Source organism: Pseudomonas sp. HLT2-19-2 (genome assembly GCF_054898005.1).
Window position 1 is genome coordinate 4,929,300 of sequence record NZ_CM142712.1, and the last position, 15,138, is coordinate 4,944,437.

Annotated in this window: 14 protein-coding genes and 1 pseudogene; 13 read left to right on the plus strand and 2 right to left on the minus strand. The window is 59.7% G+C overall.

The genetic code is table 11. The features are described 5' to 3' along the window. Window positions 1–50: 50 nt before the first annotated feature. From ACYZTU_RS23090 to ACYZTU_RS23110, 5 genes and pseudogenes are all read left to right on the plus strand, one after another. Window positions 51–521: pseudogene (locus tag ACYZTU_RS23090) on the plus strand (LysR substrate-binding domain-containing protein); the annotation flags it as partial. 149 nt (window positions 522–670) lie between these two features. Continuing rightward, window positions 671–1,033 carry an ArsC family reductase gene (locus ACYZTU_RS23095; protein WP_214380952.1) on the plus strand — a complete coding sequence of 121 codons (363 nt, stop codon included), beginning with the start codon at window positions 671–673 and terminating at the stop codon, window positions 1,031–1,033. A 33-nt stretch (window positions 1,034–1,066) separates the two neighbouring features. Then, complete coding sequence (dapD, locus tag ACYZTU_RS23100; protein ID WP_461965787.1) at window positions 1,067–2,101, plus strand: 2,3,4,5-tetrahydropyridine-2,6-dicarboxylate N-succinyltransferase; 1,035 nt, start codon at window positions 1,067–1,069, stop codon at window positions 2,099–2,101. Between the two features lie 139 nt (window positions 2,102–2,240). Further along, window positions 2,241–3,446, plus strand: a complete 1,206-nt coding sequence (locus tag ACYZTU_RS23105; protein ID WP_461965789.1) for an aminotransferase class V-fold PLP-dependent enzyme — start codon at window positions 2,241–2,243, stop codon at window positions 3,444–3,446. Next, complete coding sequence (locus ACYZTU_RS23110) at window positions 3,443–3,847, plus strand: SufE family protein (RefSeq protein ID WP_461965791.1); 405 nt, start codon at window positions 3,443–3,445, stop codon at window positions 3,845–3,847. Before ACYZTU_RS23105 ends, ACYZTU_RS23110 begins: the two co-directional genes overlap by 4 nt. 30 nt (window positions 3,848–3,877) lie before the next feature. On the opposite strand, the gene tcdA is transcribed toward ACYZTU_RS23110, so the two are convergent. Further along, a complete protein-coding gene (gene tcdA, locus ACYZTU_RS23115) occupies window positions 3,878–4,687 on the minus strand; it encodes a tRNA cyclic N6-threonylcarbamoyladenosine(37) synthase TcdA (protein ID WP_409212682.1) in 810 nt (269 codons plus the stop codon). 231 nt (window positions 4,688–4,918) lie between these two features. Here tcdA and ACYZTU_RS23120 point away from each other — a divergent pair, with 231 nt between their 5' ends. The 4 genes from ACYZTU_RS23120 (at window position 4,919) to ACYZTU_RS23135 (ending at window position 10,021) form a co-directional block, all read left to right on the plus strand. Next, window positions 4,919–7,510 (plus strand): glycosyltransferase, encoded by a 2,592-nt coding sequence (locus tag ACYZTU_RS23120; RefSeq protein WP_461965793.1) that lies wholly within the window; start codon window positions 4,919–4,921, stop codon window positions 7,508–7,510. Between the two features lie 97 nt (window positions 7,511–7,607). Continuing rightward, entirely contained in the window at window positions 7,608–8,759 is a 1,152-nt protein-coding gene (dapE, locus tag ACYZTU_RS23125; RefSeq protein WP_461965795.1) for a succinyl-diaminopimelate desuccinylase, read from the plus strand. Next, entirely contained in the window at window positions 8,759–9,568 is an 810-nt protein-coding gene (locus ACYZTU_RS23130; RefSeq protein ID WP_461965797.1) for a putative RNA methyltransferase, read from the plus strand. Before dapE ends, ACYZTU_RS23130 begins: the two co-directional genes overlap by 1 nt. 75 nt (window positions 9,569–9,643) lie before the next feature. After that, window positions 9,644–10,021: a hypothetical protein gene (locus tag ACYZTU_RS23135; RefSeq protein ID WP_461965799.1), complete on the plus strand. Its 378-nt coding sequence runs from the start codon at window positions 9,644–9,646 to the stop codon at window positions 10,019–10,021. Between the two features lie 112 nt (window positions 10,022–10,133). On the opposite strand, the gene ACYZTU_RS23140 is transcribed toward ACYZTU_RS23135, so the two are convergent. Beyond that, entirely contained in the window at window positions 10,134–10,343 is a 210-nt protein-coding gene (locus ACYZTU_RS23140) for a cold-shock protein (RefSeq protein ID WP_010462862.1), read from the minus strand. A 164-nt stretch (window positions 10,344–10,507) separates the two neighbouring features. Between ACYZTU_RS23140 and plsB the strand changes: the two genes are divergently transcribed. The 4 genes from plsB (at window position 10,508) to ACYZTU_RS23160 (ending at window position 14,750) form a co-directional block, all read left to right on the plus strand. Then, the gene (gene plsB / locus ACYZTU_RS23145; protein ID WP_461965800.1) at window positions 10,508–13,000 is read left to right on the plus strand and encodes a glycerol-3-phosphate 1-O-acyltransferase PlsB; all 2,493 of its coding nucleotides are present in this window, start codon (window positions 10,508–10,510) and stop codon (window positions 12,998–13,000) included. A gap of 169 nt (window positions 13,001–13,169) precedes the next feature. Continuing rightward, window positions 13,170–13,532: a YbaY family lipoprotein gene (locus ACYZTU_RS23150; RefSeq protein WP_461965802.1), complete on the plus strand. Its 363-nt coding sequence runs from the start codon at window positions 13,170–13,172 to the stop codon at window positions 13,530–13,532. A 102-nt stretch (window positions 13,533–13,634) separates the two neighbouring features. Beyond that, a complete protein-coding gene (locus tag ACYZTU_RS23155; protein ID WP_461965804.1) occupies window positions 13,635–14,033 on the plus strand; it encodes a YbaY family lipoprotein in 399 nt (132 codons plus the stop codon). Between the two features lie 27 nt (window positions 14,034–14,060). Then, window positions 14,061–14,750, plus strand: coding sequence for a DUF4197 domain-containing protein (locus tag ACYZTU_RS23160; protein ID WP_461965806.1), 690 nt, complete (start codon window positions 14,061–14,063; stop codon window positions 14,748–14,750). The last annotated feature ends 388 nt before the right edge of the window (window positions 14,751–15,138 follow it).

Consider the following 15,138-nt stretch of genomic DNA (forward strand, 5'->3'; position numbering starts at 1 on the left):
ACGGGAAGCGCATCTGACGGTAGGTGTGCTTCATGGATCGCATACATACAGTGGGGCATCGTTACCTGACCAGTGAATGGCATACCTTCTGTGCATCGCCCGCGTATTTGGCCAAGCATGGCATCCCCCTGACTGATCGTGATCTGGAGCATCACCAGTGCATCGCGTATGGCTGGGTGGACGGAAACGTGACCCCGTGGAACTTCGCAGGAGACCACCCCTACGCAACGAAACGCAGGCAGGTACCCGCTCAGTTCGTGGTGGGCAATGGCGAGGGTTTGTTGATGGCGGTATCAGCGGGCAGCGGTATCGCGCAGTTGCCGTCGTGGTTGATTAAGCGAGAGCTGGAAGAGGGGACATTGGTGGAAGTGCTTCCCCATCTAGCAACCGAGGGAATGGCGATCAATCTCGCCTGGATGAAAAGTCGTCAAGCACTTCCCAAGGTCAGTGCTTTGCTAGAGGTGCTTGCTGCCAGCTTGACGCCGACGGGAGGTATATCGGGTAGTCCTGGGCGACCGTGACGCTTTGGGCAGTAGTTACACCAATGTCGCAGGCCAACGCCTGAGCGCCATGACCAACGGACAAACCCGACCACGGCCGACGCGAAACCGTCCGGTCATGGCATAATCCGTCACCATTAATTTCCAGCACCTGCAAAGGGGGCAATTCCTTGACCGTTTCAAGCAAAACGTTGCACCTTTTCGGCATCAAAGCCTGCGACACCATGAAAAAGGCGCGCACCTGGCTCGATGAACACGCTGTCAGGTATGACTTTCATGATTACAAAACGGTCGGAATCGACCGTGAACACCTGACCCAATGGTGCGACGAGCACGGCTGGCAAGTGGTGTTGAACCGTGCAGGCACGACCTTTCGCAAGCTCGACGACGAACGCAAAGCCGATCTCGACCAGCCGAAAGCCATCGAGCTGATGCTCGCGCAACCCTCGATGATCAAACGCCCGGTGCTTGATCTCGGTGACCGAACCCTGATTGGCTTCAAGCCAGATATCTACGCGGCAGCGCTCAAGTAAGGCAGCCCGTTCCATTTTGTTAGAGGTATCAACATGTCCACTACTCTGTTCAGCCTGGCCTTTGGTGTCGGCACTCAAAACCGTCAAGGCGCATGGCTGGAAGTGTTTTACGCGCAGCCACTGCTCAACCCGTCGGCCGAACTGGTCGCAGCTATCGCACCTGTTCTGGGCTACACCGAAGGCAATCAGGCCATCGCGTTCAGCACCGCTCAAGCTTCGCAACTGGCCGACGCCCTGAAAAGCGTCGACGCTGCCCAGGCTGCCTTGCTGACTCGTCTGGCCGAGAGCCACAAGCCGCTGGTCGCGACCCTTCTGGCCGAAGACGCTCAGTTGACCTCCACCCCAGAGGCTTACCTGAAGCTGCACCTGTTGTCCCATCGCCTAGTCAAGCCGCATGGCCTAAACCTGGCCGGCGTGTTCCCTCTGCTGCCGAACGTGGCGTGGACCAACCAGGGCGCGATCGACCTGGCCGAACTGGCCGAGCGTCAACTCGAAGCTCGTCTGCGCGGCAAGCTGCTGGAAGTGTTCTCGGTGGACAAGTTCCCGAAAATGACCGACTACGTGGTACCGGCCGGTGTGCGTATCGCTGACGCGGCACGTATTCGTCTGGGCGCTTACGTCGGCGAAGGCACCACCGTGATGCACGAAGGTTTCGTCAACTTCAACGCCGGCACCGAAGGCCCAGGCATGATCGAAGGTCGCGTGTCGGCTGGTGTGTTCGTCGGCAAGGGTTCGGACCTGGGTGGCGGTTGCTCGACCATGGGCACCCTGTCGGGCGGCGGCAACATCGTGATCAAGGTCGGCGAAGGCTGCCTGATCGGCGCCAACGCCGGTATCGGTATTCCGTTGGGGGATCGCAACACCGTTGAATCGGGCCTGTACGTCACTGCGGGTACCAAAGTGGCGCTGCTGGACGAGCACAACAAACTGGTCAAAGTCGTGAAGGCCCGTGAACTGGCCGGTCAACCTGACCTGTTGTTCCGCCGCAATTCGGAGACCGGTGCCGTGGAATGCAAAACCCACAAGTCGGCCATCGAACTGAACGAAGCGCTGCACGCTCACAACTAAGCAGAGCGTCAGACGATTAAACTGTAGGAGCGAGGCTTGCCCGCGAAGGGGCCCTTGAGGCCGCCAAAAGCTTCGCGAGCAAGCTTTGCTCCTACAGGGTCAGGCGTACACCCGCCCATGTTCAATAGGGCCGAATAACATGTTGATTCGCTCCCCCTGGCGCGCCGATTTTCCGGCCATCGCCGCATTGCAACGGCAAGACCAGACGTATCTGGACAACGCCGCCACCACGCAAAAACCTCAAGCCCTGCTGGATGCCCTGGCGCATTACTACGCCAACGGCGCGGCCAACGTGCATCGGGCGCAACATTTGCCCGGCGCCCACGCCACCCAGGCGTTCGAGGCCAGCCGCAGCAAAGTCGCCCATTGGCTCAATGCCGGCGATTGCGGGCAGATCATCTTTACCCATGGCACAACGTCTGCGCTGAACCTCCTGGCTTATGGCCTGGAACATCTTTTCAATCCGGGCGATGAAGTTGTCATCAGCGCCCTGGAGCATCACGCCAATCTGTTGCCGTGGCAGCAGCTTGCCCTCCGTTGCGAGCTGAAACTGGTGATCCTGCCGCTGGATACCGACGGTTTGATCGACCTTGATGCCGCCGCGCAGTTGATTGGTCCGCAAACTAGTTTGCTGGCGGTCAGTCAGCTGTCCAACGTCCTCGGTGCCTGGCAGCCGTTGCCCGCGCTGTTGGCGATGGCCCAGGCGCACAACGCGCTGACCGTGGTCGATGGCGCTCAAGGCGTGGTCCATGGTCGGCATGACGTGCAGGCGCTGGGTTGCGATTTTTATGTGTTTTCCAGCCATAAGCTCTATGGCCCCGAGGGTCTGGGCGTACTGTTCGGGCGCAATGAAGCGCTTGAGCAACTGCGTCATTGGCAATTCGGCGGTGAAATGGTGCTGGACGCGGATTACCACAGCGCTCGCTTTCGCCCTGCGCCACTGGGGTTCGAGGCGGGAACGCCGCCGATCGCCAGTGTGATCGGTCTGGGCGCGACCCTGGATTATCTGGCAGGGCTCAATCAGGACGCCGTGACTGCCCATGAAGCAGCGCTGCATGACTGTTTGCTCAAAGGCCTTGAAGCGCGCAACGGCATTCGGTTGCTGGGCAAGCCGCAGCTGGCGCTGGCCAGTTTTGTCGTCGAGGGTGTGCATAACTCTGATTTGGCGCATTTGCTGACGGAACAGGGGATCGCGGTGCGCGCCGGTCATCATTGCGCCATGCCGTTGCTCAAGCGTTTTGAGCTGGCCGGGGCGATCCGGGTGTCGTTGGCGTTGTACAACGACTCCGAAGACCTTGAGCGATTCTTTGAAGCGCTGGATCAGGCGTTGGAGTTGCTGCGATGAGCTTGCCCACCGATGCCGCTACGGCGCTGGACACTTTTCAGAATGCCGCTGGCTGGGAACAGCGAGCGCGTCTGCTGATGCAATGGGGTGATCGCCTGCCAGTGTTGAGCGATGTGTATAAGGTCGACGCCAACCGTGTAAATGGCTGTGAAAGCCAGGTGTGGCTGGTGGGCAAGTTGCAAGGTGGCCACTGGCAGTTTGCCGCGAGCAGTGATGCGCGGTTGATTCGCGGGTTGGTGGCGTTGTTGCTGGCGCGGGTTAACGGGTTGTCGGCTGTCGAGTTACAGCAGGTGGATTTGCCGGAGTGGTTTAATCAGCTGGGCTTGTCGCGGCAGCTGTCGCCATCGCGCAGCAATGGCCTCAACGCCGTGCTGCAGCGGATGCGAGAGTTGGCGCACTGATCGTTCCCACTCCGCGTGGGAACGATCGGGTCAGGCAGGTTTAATGCGATCAGCCGGCCGCCGCACGCCGGCAACTATCTTATCCACAGCCTTGGTCGCCGCGACCATGCCAAACGTCGCCGTCACCATCATCACCGCACCAAACCCTCCAGCGCAGTCAAGCTTCACACCATCACCGACAAAACTCTTCTGCAAGCAAATGCTGCCATCCGGTTTCGGGTAGCGCAGTTGTTCGGTGGAAAACACGCACGGCACGCTGTAATGACGGGTCACGGTACGGGAGAAGTTGTAGTCGCGGCGCAATGTGGAGCGCACTTTCGAGGCCAATGGATCATTAAATGTCCGATTCAAGTCGCAGACCTGAATCAGTGTCGGATCAATCTGCCCGCCCGCGCCGCCGGTGGTGATGATCTGGATCTTGCGACGCTTGCACCAGGCGATCAGCGCAGCCTTGGCATTCACGCTGTCGATGCAGTCGATCACGCAGTCGATGTTCGGCGTGATGTATTCGGCCATGGTCTCGCGGGTCACGAAATCCGCCACGGCGTGCACCGTGCAGTCCGGGTTGATCCCGCGCAGGCGCTCGGCCATCACGTCGACCTTGGGTTTGCCGACGGTGCTGTCCAGCGCATGCAGTTGACGGTTGGCGTTGCTGACACAGACGTCGTCCAGGTCAAACAGCGAAATCTCGCCCACGCCACACCGGGCAACGGCTTCCGCCGCCCAGGAACCGACGCCACCAACGCCGACGATCGCCACGTGGGCCGCGCGCAGGCGCTCCAGGCCGTCGATGCCATACAAACGGGCGATGCCTGCAAATCGCGGATCTTCTGTACTCATATCCATTACCCCAAAAACCGGCGCGCATTATAAGGGCTACACAGCGACAAATTTTAAGTTACACGCGACAAAGTGAAAGAACTTAAATGAAACCGGATTGCCCAACGTCAAGCTTTTCCTTGCCTGCTGTACGGTAAGTGAAAGCACGGTGTAGGATGCGCGCCCCCGGCCTCTTGGCAACCAGCCGCCGACCGTTCCTTCGTTCTGCAGCCCCTGGAACCTGAAATAGCTATGTCATCGCGTAAATTTGGACTCAACCTGGTCGTGGTGCTCGCCATCGCTGCCTTGTTTACCGGCTTCTGGGCGCTGATCAATCGCCCGGTCACCGCCCCGAACTGGCCTGAACAGATCTCCGGCTTTTCGTACTCGCCGTTCCAGCAAGGCCAGTACCCACAAAAAGAACAGTATCCGACCGACGATGAAATGCGTCGCGATCTGGAGATCATGAGCAAGCTGACGGACAACATCCGTACTTACTCGGTCGACGGCACGCTGGGCGATATTCCCAAGCTCGCCGAAGAGTTCGGTTTGCGCGTGACGCTGGGTATCTGGATCAGCCCGGATCTTGCGCGCAACGAGCGTGAAATCCTGCGCGCCATCGACCTGGCCAATACCTCCCGCAGCGTGGTTCGCGTGGTGGTGGGCAACGAGGCGATCTTCCGTAAGGAAATTACCGCCGCGGAGCTCAGCATTATTCTGGATCGCGTCCGCGCGGCAGTGAAAGTGCCGGTGACCACCTCCGAGCAATGGCACGTATGGGAAGAAAACCCAAGCCTGGCCAAGCACGTCGACCTGATCGCCGCTCACGTCCTGCCGTATTGGGAACATGTTCCGATGGAGCAGTCCGGGCAGTTCGTACTCGACCGTGCCCGCGACCTGAAAAAGATGTTCCCGAAAAAGCCGCTGCTGCTGTCGGAAGTCGGCTGGCCGAGCAACGGTCGCATGCGCGGCGGTGCCGATGCGTCGCCGGCAGACCAGGCGATTTACCTGCGCACACTGGTCAACAAGCTCAACCGCCAGGGTTTCAACTACTTCGTGATCGAAGCGTTTGACCAACCCTGGAAAGCCAGCGACGAAGGCTCGGTAGGCGCCTATTGGGGCGTGTTCAACGCCGCTCGTCAGCAGAAATTCAACTTCGAAGGCCCGGTCGTCGCCATTCCGCAATGGCGCGTGCTCGCTGTCGGTTCGGTGGTGTTGGCCCTGCTCTCCCTGACCTTGCTGATGATCGACGGTTCGGCCCTGCGTCAACGCGGCCGTACCTTCCTGACCTTCATCGCGTTCCTTTGCGGTTCGGTGCTGGTGTGGATCGGTTACGACTACAGCCTGCAATACAGCACCTGGTTCAGCCTGACGGTGGGCTTCCTGCTTGCCCTCGGTGCACTCGGGGTCTTTATCGTATTGCTGACAGAGGCGCACGAACTGGCCGAAGCAGTCTGGACCCACAAACGCCGGCGCGAATTCCTGCCGGTGGTGGGTGATTCGGACTACCGACCGAAAGTCTCGATTCACGTCCCTTGCTACAACGAGCCGCCGGAGATGGTCAAACAGACCCTCAATGCCCTGGCCAACCTCGACTATCCGGACTTTGAAGTTCTGATCATCGACAACAACACCAAGGACCCGGCCGTCTGGGAACCAGTGCGCGATTACTGCGAAACCCTCGGCCCGCGCTTCAAGTTCTTCCACGTCGCGCCATTGGCCGGCTTCAAAGGTGGCGCGCTGAATTACCTGATTCCGCACACCGCCAAGGATGCCGAAGTGATTGCGGTGATCGACTCGGACTACTGCGTCGACCCGAACTGGCTCAAGCACATGGTGCCGCACTTCGCCGATCCGAAAATCGCCGTGGTGCAGTCGCCACAGGATTACCGCGACCAGAACGAAAGCACCTTCAAGAAGCTCTGCTACGCCGAATACAAAGGCTTCTTCCACATCGGCATGGTTACCCGTAACGATCGTGACGCAATCATCCAGCACGGCACCATGACCATGACCCGGCGTTCGGTGCTCGAGGAACTGGGCTGGGCTGACTGGTGCATCTGTGAAGACGCCGAGTTGGGTCTGCGCGTGTTCGAAAAAGGTCTGTCGGCGGCGTATTACCACACCAGCTACGGCAAAGGCCTGATGCCCGATACCTTTATCGACTTCAAGAAACAGCGCTTCCGCTGGGCCTATGGCGCGATTCAGATCATCAAGCGTCATACCACCAGCCTGTTGCGCGGCAAGGGTACCGAGCTGACCCGTGGCCAGCGTTACCACTTCCTCGCGGGCTGGTTGCCGTGGGTGGCGGACGGCATGAACATCTTCTTCACCGTGGGCGCCTTGTTGTGGTCGGCGGCGATGATCATCGTGCCGCAGCGGGTCGATCCGCCGTTGTTGATTTTCGCGATCCCGCCGCTGGCGCTGTTCGTGTTCAAGGTTGGCAAGATCATCTTCCTCTACCGTCGTGCGGTCGGGGTCAACCTGAAGGACGCATTCTGCGCGGCACTGGCAGGGTTGGCGTTGTCGCACACCATCGCCAAAGCGGTGTTGTACGGCTTCTTCACCAGCAGCATTCCGTTTTTCCGTACACCGAAGAACGCCGATAATCACGGTTTCTGGGTGGCGATTTCGGAGGCTCGCGAAGAAGTGTTCATCATGCTGCTGTTGTGGGGCGCGGCGCTGGGGATATACCTGGTGAACGGCATGCCGAGCAACGACATGCGTTTCTGGGTGACCATGTTGCTGGTGCAGTCGCTGCCATACCTGGCGGCGCTGATCATGGCGTTCTTGTCTTCTCTGCCAAAACCGGCAGTCGAGGCAGAGACTCTACCAGCGGTCTAAATCGTGACAGATGCACTAAACGGCGGCCAATGGCCGCCGTTTTGCTTTAAGATAACCGCCATTTTGCGCGCCTTGCCCCCAGCTTTCGGAGTTCCCCATGACGGCCCACGCCGACCTTTCGCCGACCCTTCAACTCGCCATCGACCTGATCCGCCGTCCGTCCGTGACGCCGGTCGACGCCGATTGCCAGAAGCAGATGATGCAGCGCCTGGGCGATGCCGGTTTTGCGCTTGAGCCCATGCGTATCGAAGATGTGGATAACTTTTGGGCGATCCACGGCAAACACGACGGTCCGGTGCTGTGCTTCGCCGGCCACACCGACGTAGTGCCAACCGGCCCGGTGACCGCCTGGCAGATCGACCCGTTCAACGCGGTAATCGACGAACACGGCATGCTTTGCGGCCGTGGTGCGGCGGACATGAAAGGCAGCCTCGCGTCCATGACCGTGGCGGCCGAGCGTTTCGTCACCGACTACCCGGACCACAAGGGCAAGGTCGCTTTCCTGATCACCAGCGACGAAGAAGGCCCGGCGCACCACGGCACCAAGGCTGTGGTTGAACGCCTTGTTGCTCGTAAGGAGCGTCTGGACTGGTGCATTGTTGGCGAACCGTCTAGCACCACGTTGGTGGGTGATGTGGTGAAGAACGGCCGTCGCGGCTCCCTCGGCGCCAAGCTGACCGTGCGCGGGGTGCAGGGCCACGTGGCGTATCCGCACCTGGCGAAGAACCCGATCCACCTCACCGCCCCGGCGCTGGCCGAGCTGGCCGCCGAGCATTGGGACCACGGCAACGACTTCTTCCCGCCGACCAGCTTCCAGATTTCCAACGTGAACTCCGGCACCGGCGCGACCAACGTGATCCCCGGTGATTTGGTGGCGGTATTCAATTTCCGCTTCTCCACTGAATCCACCGTCGAAGGCCTGCAAAAGCGCGTTGCCGACATCCTCGACAAACATGGCCTGGACTGGCACATCGTCTGGGCGCTGTCCGGTCTGCCGTTCCTCACCGAGCCAGGTGCATTGCTGGATGCCGTCGCGTCGAGCATCAAGGACATCACCGGCCGCGAAACCCGCGCCTCCACCAGTGGTGGCACCTCCGACGGGCGCTTCATCGCGACCATGGGCACTCAGGTGGTTGAACTGGGCCCGGTCAACGCGACGATCCACCAGGTCAACGAGCGTGTGCTGGCCGCCGACCTCGATGTGCTGACCGAAATCTACTACCAGACCCTGATCAAGTTGCTCGCCTGATGCTCGCCTGCCCGATCTGCAGCGAACCGCTGAACGCGGTGGACAACGGCGTGGCCTGCCCCGCCGGGCATCGTTTCGACCGCGCTCGTCAGGGTTACCTGAACCTGCTGCCGGTGCAGCACAAGAACAGCCGCGACCCTGGGGATAACCTGGCGATGGTCGAAGCCCGGCGAGATTTTTTGAACGCCGGTCATTACGCTCCGGTGGCCAAGCGTCTGGCTGAATTGGCTGCGCAATACACACCACAGCGCTGGCTGGACATCGGTTGTGGCGAGGGTTACTACACCGCGCAAATCGCCGATGCCGTGCCGAACGCCGACGGTTACGCGCTGGATATTTCCCGGGAAGCCGTCAAACGCGCCTGCAAACGCAACCCGCAACTGACCTGGTTGATCGCCAGCATGGCGCGGGTGCCGTTGGCCTCGGGCAGCTGCCAGTTTCTCGCCAGCGTCTTCAGCCCGCTGGACTGGGAGGAAGCCAAACGCCTGCTCAGCCCTGGCGGCGGTCTGATGAAAGTCGGGCCGACCAGTGGCCATCTGATGGAATTGCGCGAGCGGCTGTACGACGAAGTGCGTGAGTACACCGACGACAAGCATCTGGCTCTGGTACCGGAAGGCATGGCGCTGCAACACAGTGAAACCCTGGAGTTCAAGCTGACGCTGGAAAAGGGTCAGGATCGCGCCAACCTGTTGGCCATGACGCCACACGGCTGGCGCGCCAGTGCTGAACGCCGGACGGCGGTGATCGAACAGGCCGAGCCGTTCGAAGTCACCGTATCGATGCGCTACGATTATTTCGTACTTCAATAATTTTTGGTCTTGAGCAACGGCTCAAGGCCGGCTAAATCCGCGAATGGATTTTTCAGACCCGCAGTGAGGACATCCATGCGCCAACCCGATATCGAGATTTACCTGAAAGACGCCGACGTCGACTACAAGGCCATCGCGGCGTGGCTCGGCGAAGCTTTAGGCCCATGCACCGACTGGGTCCAGAAAGGCCAGACCTACAAGTGCAAGGCCGGCAATGTGCCCGTGACCTGGCTACCGAAAGCCGTGGGCAAATGGAACAGCCTGTATCTGGAAAGCGACCAGACCCCGTGGGAAGACGACATCGCCTGCGCCCGCGCTGCGTTTGCCGCGCTGAACGTCGAAGTGCGTTGTGCACCGGGTAGCTGGGTCGAGGAAGAAGGTGAGGAATCGGCCGATCGCTGGATGCGCATCAGCGCTGATGGTGAGGAAGAAATCACCTGGAAAACCGCCTGACACTGATCGTTCCCACGCTCTGCGTGGGAATGCAGCCCGGGACGCTCCGCGTCCCAGAAGCGGACGCAGAGCGTCCATTGAGGCATTCCCACGCGGAGCGTGGGAACGATCTCTAGAGGCCTACAACATCCTCAGCCTGCAAGCCCTTCTCGCCGGTCACCACGGCATATTCAACCTGCTGGCCTTCAGCCAACGAGCGATGCCCTTCGCCGCGAATCGCGCGGTAGTGCACGAACACGTCCACCCCGTCTTCGCGCTGAATGAAGCCATAGCCCTTGGCGTCGTTGAACCACTTCACATTGCCGGTTTCGCGCGTAGCCATGTCAGTACCCCCTTGTTTTTATTTTGAACGGCCGAGTATATGACAGCCGCCAAAACTCTCAACTCAAGTTTACTTAGGCGCTTTTTTGCCGATTTTCGGCGAATACGGCACACTACCGGCCGCCCGAGCAAACGCTCGGTTTTATTCACTCATGCAGATGCCGTATGACCCGTTCCCCGTTCCGCCGTCTTGTGTTTGGCACCCTGCGCCGACTGCTCTACCTCTGGGTTCGCTCGGAGACGATCAACCAGTCGTCGTTCACCCTCAACCTCGACCGCAGTCGTCCGGTGTTCTACGTCCTGCAAAACCCTTCGCTGACCGACCTTGCCGTGGTCGATACCGAGTGCAGCAAGGCCGGCCTGCCGCGCCCGGTGTTGCCGGTATCGGTAGGTACGTTGGTGGAACCCGCCGCGTTCTTTTACCTGACGCCGGAGCCCGACTGGCTCGGCCGCCAGGACAAACGTGGCGCACCGCCGACCCTGACTCGCCTGGTCAGTGCCCTGAGCCAGAACGCCGCTGAAGATGCGCAGATCATTCCGGTCAGCGTGTTCTGGGGTCAGTCGCCAGACAGCGAATCGAGCCCGTGGAAACTGCTCTTCGCCGACAGCTGGGCGGTCACCGGGCGTCTGCGCCGGTTGCTGAGCATCATCGTGCTGGGGCGCAAAACCCGGGTGCAGTTCTCGGCGCCGATTCACCTGCGTGAGCTGATCGACCACAACAAAGGCCACGAGCGCACCGTGCGCATGGCCCAGCGAATTCTGCGGGTGCACTTCCGCAACCTGAAAGCCGCCGTGATCGGCCCGGACATTTCCCATCGTCGCAACCTGGTCAAGGGCCTGCTCAATCAGCCCCTGGTCAAACAAGCGATCCTCGACGAAGCCGAGCGCGAGAACATCTCCCCGGAGAAAGCCAAGGCCCAGGCCCTGCGCTATGGCAACGAGATCGCCTCGGATTACACCTACACCGCGATCCGCTTTCTCGAAGTGGTGCTGAGCTGGTTCTGGAACAAGATCTACGATGGGATCAAGGTCAACCACATCGAAGGCGTGCAGAAGGTCGCTCAAGGTCACGAAGTGATTTACGTGCCGTGCCATCGCAGCCACATCGATTACCTGCTGCTGTCCTACTTGCTGTTCCGCAATGGCCTGACCCCGCCGCACATTGCCGCCGGGATCAACCTCAACATGCCGGTGATCGGCAGCCTGCTGCGGCGCGGCGGTGCGTTCTTCATGCGCCGCACCTTCAAGGGCAACCCGCTCTACACCTCGGTGTTCAACGAATACCTGCACACCTTGTTCACCAAAGGCTTCCCGGTGGAGTACTTCGTCGAGGGCGGCCGTTCGCGCACCGGGCGCATGCTGCAACCGAAAACCGGGATGCTCGCGATCACCCTGCGCAGCTTTTTGCGTTCGTCGCGGATGCCGATTGTCTTCATCCCGGTCTACATCGGCTACGAGCGCGTACTGGAAGGCCGGACCTACCTCGGCGAACTGCGTGGCGCGAGCAAGAAGAAAGAATCGATCTTCGACATCTTCAAAGTCATCGGCGCCCTCAAGCAGCGCTTCGGCCAAGTGGCGGTGAACTTTGGCGAACCGATCAAACTGGCGGAATTCCTCGACAGCGAACAGCCGGACTGGCGTAAACAGGAACACGGCCCGCAGTTCAAACCGGCTTGGCTCAACGAAACCACCAACCGCCTCGGCGAGAAAGTCGCACAGCATCTCAACGAAGCCGCGGCGATCAACCCGGTCAACCTCGTGGCCCTGGCCCTGCTGTCCACCAGCCGTCTGGCCCTGGATGATCGCGCCATGGCGCGGGTACTTGATCTGTATTTGGCGCTGTTGCGCAAGGTGCCGTATTCGCCGCACACCACACTGCCGGAAGGTGACGGCCGAGCGTTGATAGAGCATGTGAAAGACATGGATTTGTTGTCCGAGCAGAGCGATGCCCTGGGCAAGATTCTGTATCTGGACGAGCAGAACGCCGTCCTGATGACCTACTACCGCAACAACGTTTTGCACATCTTCGCCTTGCCGGCGCTGCTGGCGAGTTTCTTCCAGAGCGCCTCGCGCATGAGCCGCGAACAGATCCTGCGCTACACCCGCGCGCTGTACCCGTACCTGCAATCGGAGCTGTTCATTCGCTGGTCGCTGGACGAGCTGGATGCGGTGATTGATCAATGGCTCGAAGCGTTCGTCGAGCAAGGTCTGCTGCGTTTTGAGAATGACGTCTACCTACGTCCGGCGCCGAGTTCGCGGCATTTCGTGCTGCTGACGCTGCTGTCGAAAAGCATCGCCCAGACCCTGCAACGCTTCTATATGACGGTCTCGCTGCTGCTCAACAGCGGCCAGAACAGCATCAGCGCCGAAGAACTGGAAGACCTGTGCACGGTCATGGCGCAACGCCTCTCGATCCTCCATGGCCTCAACGCCCCGGAGTTCTTCGACAAGAGCCTGTTCCGCCACTTCATCCAGACCATGCTGGATCTGGACGTACTCAAGCGTGATGAGGCCGGCAAATTGAGTTATCACGAACTGCTGGGAGACCTGGCGGAAGGTGCGGCCAAACGGGTGTTGTCGGCGGAGATTCGCTTGTCGATCCGCCAGGTGGCGTTGCATCGCAGTGAAGATGCGGCGGAGCTGGTAAAGCCTCTCTGATCCATCGAGGGAACTACGCGGCACCGTTATTCAGAAGCAAGGATGCTTCTGATCTATCCCGCTATAAATTCGCCCCCAAACGCAGGAATACTCCTACACACGGTTCGGTGCCCCCAGCGATATGCTGACGGTTCGTCATTTCCGACGATTAATTTGATAAGGAGATCAAATGAGCAACGAACATGTAATGAGCATCAGCGGTACCGTGCACTATCTGATAAAGATTCTGCTGTCGCCGAACTCGACACTTCACGTCAGCCTGCAAGATGTCACTCCGGCTGCGCCTGTCAAAGAACTTGCCCAGCAAGTTATCCCTCATGCAGAAACCGCAGGCCTGGACTTTAATCTGACATACGCGGCCGCTGATGTGCTGCCCGGCCACAGCTATGGAATCACCGCACGCATCGAAACCAACGGCGAGGTGATCTTCGCAACAACCAAACCTCACCGAGTGGAGTTGGGTGTCAACCATCTGCGCCCTGAGGACGTCGTGGTCCGCAACGTCCGTAAAAATCCGGACAACAACGCCTAAGCCCAACTGCCCGACATCACATGGGGCGAAATCACCTTAAAAATCAGTTAAATTGTCGTTGGCGCTGTTTTTCTCCGGGCGCCAAGGACAGGGATTTAACTCATGAAAAAACTCTCGCTACTAGGGCTTACTGCATTGCTCGGAGCTTGCCATACCCTACAACCGGCCGCTAAAACCAGCCTTGATGGCGAAGTGTTTTACCTCCAACGCATTGCCCTCCCGCCAAGCGCCACCTTGAGCGTCAGCTTGCAGGACGTGTCTCTTGCCGACGCACCCGCCGTGGTCCTCGATGAACAGAAAGGCCCGGTCAAAGGCCAGGTGCCGCTGCCGTTTCATCTGAGTTACGATCCAGCGCAGGTCAAGCCGGGTCATCGCTATTCAGTCAGCGCACGCATCGAAGTCGACGGCAAACTGATGTTCATCACCACCGAACATCACGCCGTACAGCTTGATGGCAGCGACCCGCAGCCACTGAAAATCCGCGTCGACGCCGTCCGCTAATCCTCTTTTCTGAACAAGGAAGCAGCCATGCTCCGCCCTACCCTTTGCTTCGCCAGCCTGTGCGCAGGCTTGATGATCTCCGCGAGTGCCCTAGCGCTGTCGCTCAACGACCTGTCGCAACAAGACGCCACCGGCGGCCTCAAGGATGCCCTGACTCAAGGTGCGCAACTGGCCGTGAAACAACTCGGCACGCCGGGCGGCTTCAGTAACAACCCGGACGTGAAGATCGAATTGCCGGGCAAGCTTGGCAAGGTCGCCAGCAAGATGAAAGCCTTCGGCATGGGCGCTCAGGTCGATCAGCTGGAAACCAGCATGAACAAAGCGGCGGAAACCGCCGTGACCCAGGCCCAGCCGATCCTGGTGGATGCGGTGAAGAAGATGAGCGTGGAGGATGCCAAGGGCATTCTCAGCGGCGGCAAAGACTCCGCCACTCAGTACCTGAGCAAAACCAGCCGCGAACAGATCCGCGTGAAATTCCTGCCGATCGTCAAGCAAGCCACCGATCAGGTAGGCCTGGCCAAACAGTACAACTCGTTCGCAGGGCAAGCCGCGACGCTGGGTATGTTGGATGCGAAGAACGCCAACATCGAAAGCTACGTGACCGAGCAGGCGCTGAACGGTTTGTTCGAGATGATTGGTAAACAGGAAGAAACCATTCGCCAGAATCCTGCAGCGGCAGCGACCAGTCTGGCGAAGAAGGTGTTTGGCACGTTGTAATTATTGAGTGACTGAAACTCACAAAAAGCCCGCTGACCTTTATAGGTTCAGCGGGTTTTTTCGTTTGCGTTATTGCTGCGGATCAAGGTGTTCCAGGACGCGATATACCAACAACGCTGCCAACGAAATCATCTGTTGAATCGCCCCAAACCACTCAACAGGCCGAGCGTTAGCTCGCCTGCAGCTCTTGACCTTGATCCACCCGCCCCTTCGGGAGGCTGAGTGGAGGTGTTCATCTGGGGGGAGGCGCGCAGCGCCGTTCGACGCAGTCGAACACATCGAGAGGAGGTCGAAGCGAAGCCGACCGGAGGCGATGCCCCCAGATGAATACCGGAACGAAGGAACGCCGAGCCTTAGCGAGGGGCCGGACGCTTGGGGCGAGACCTTT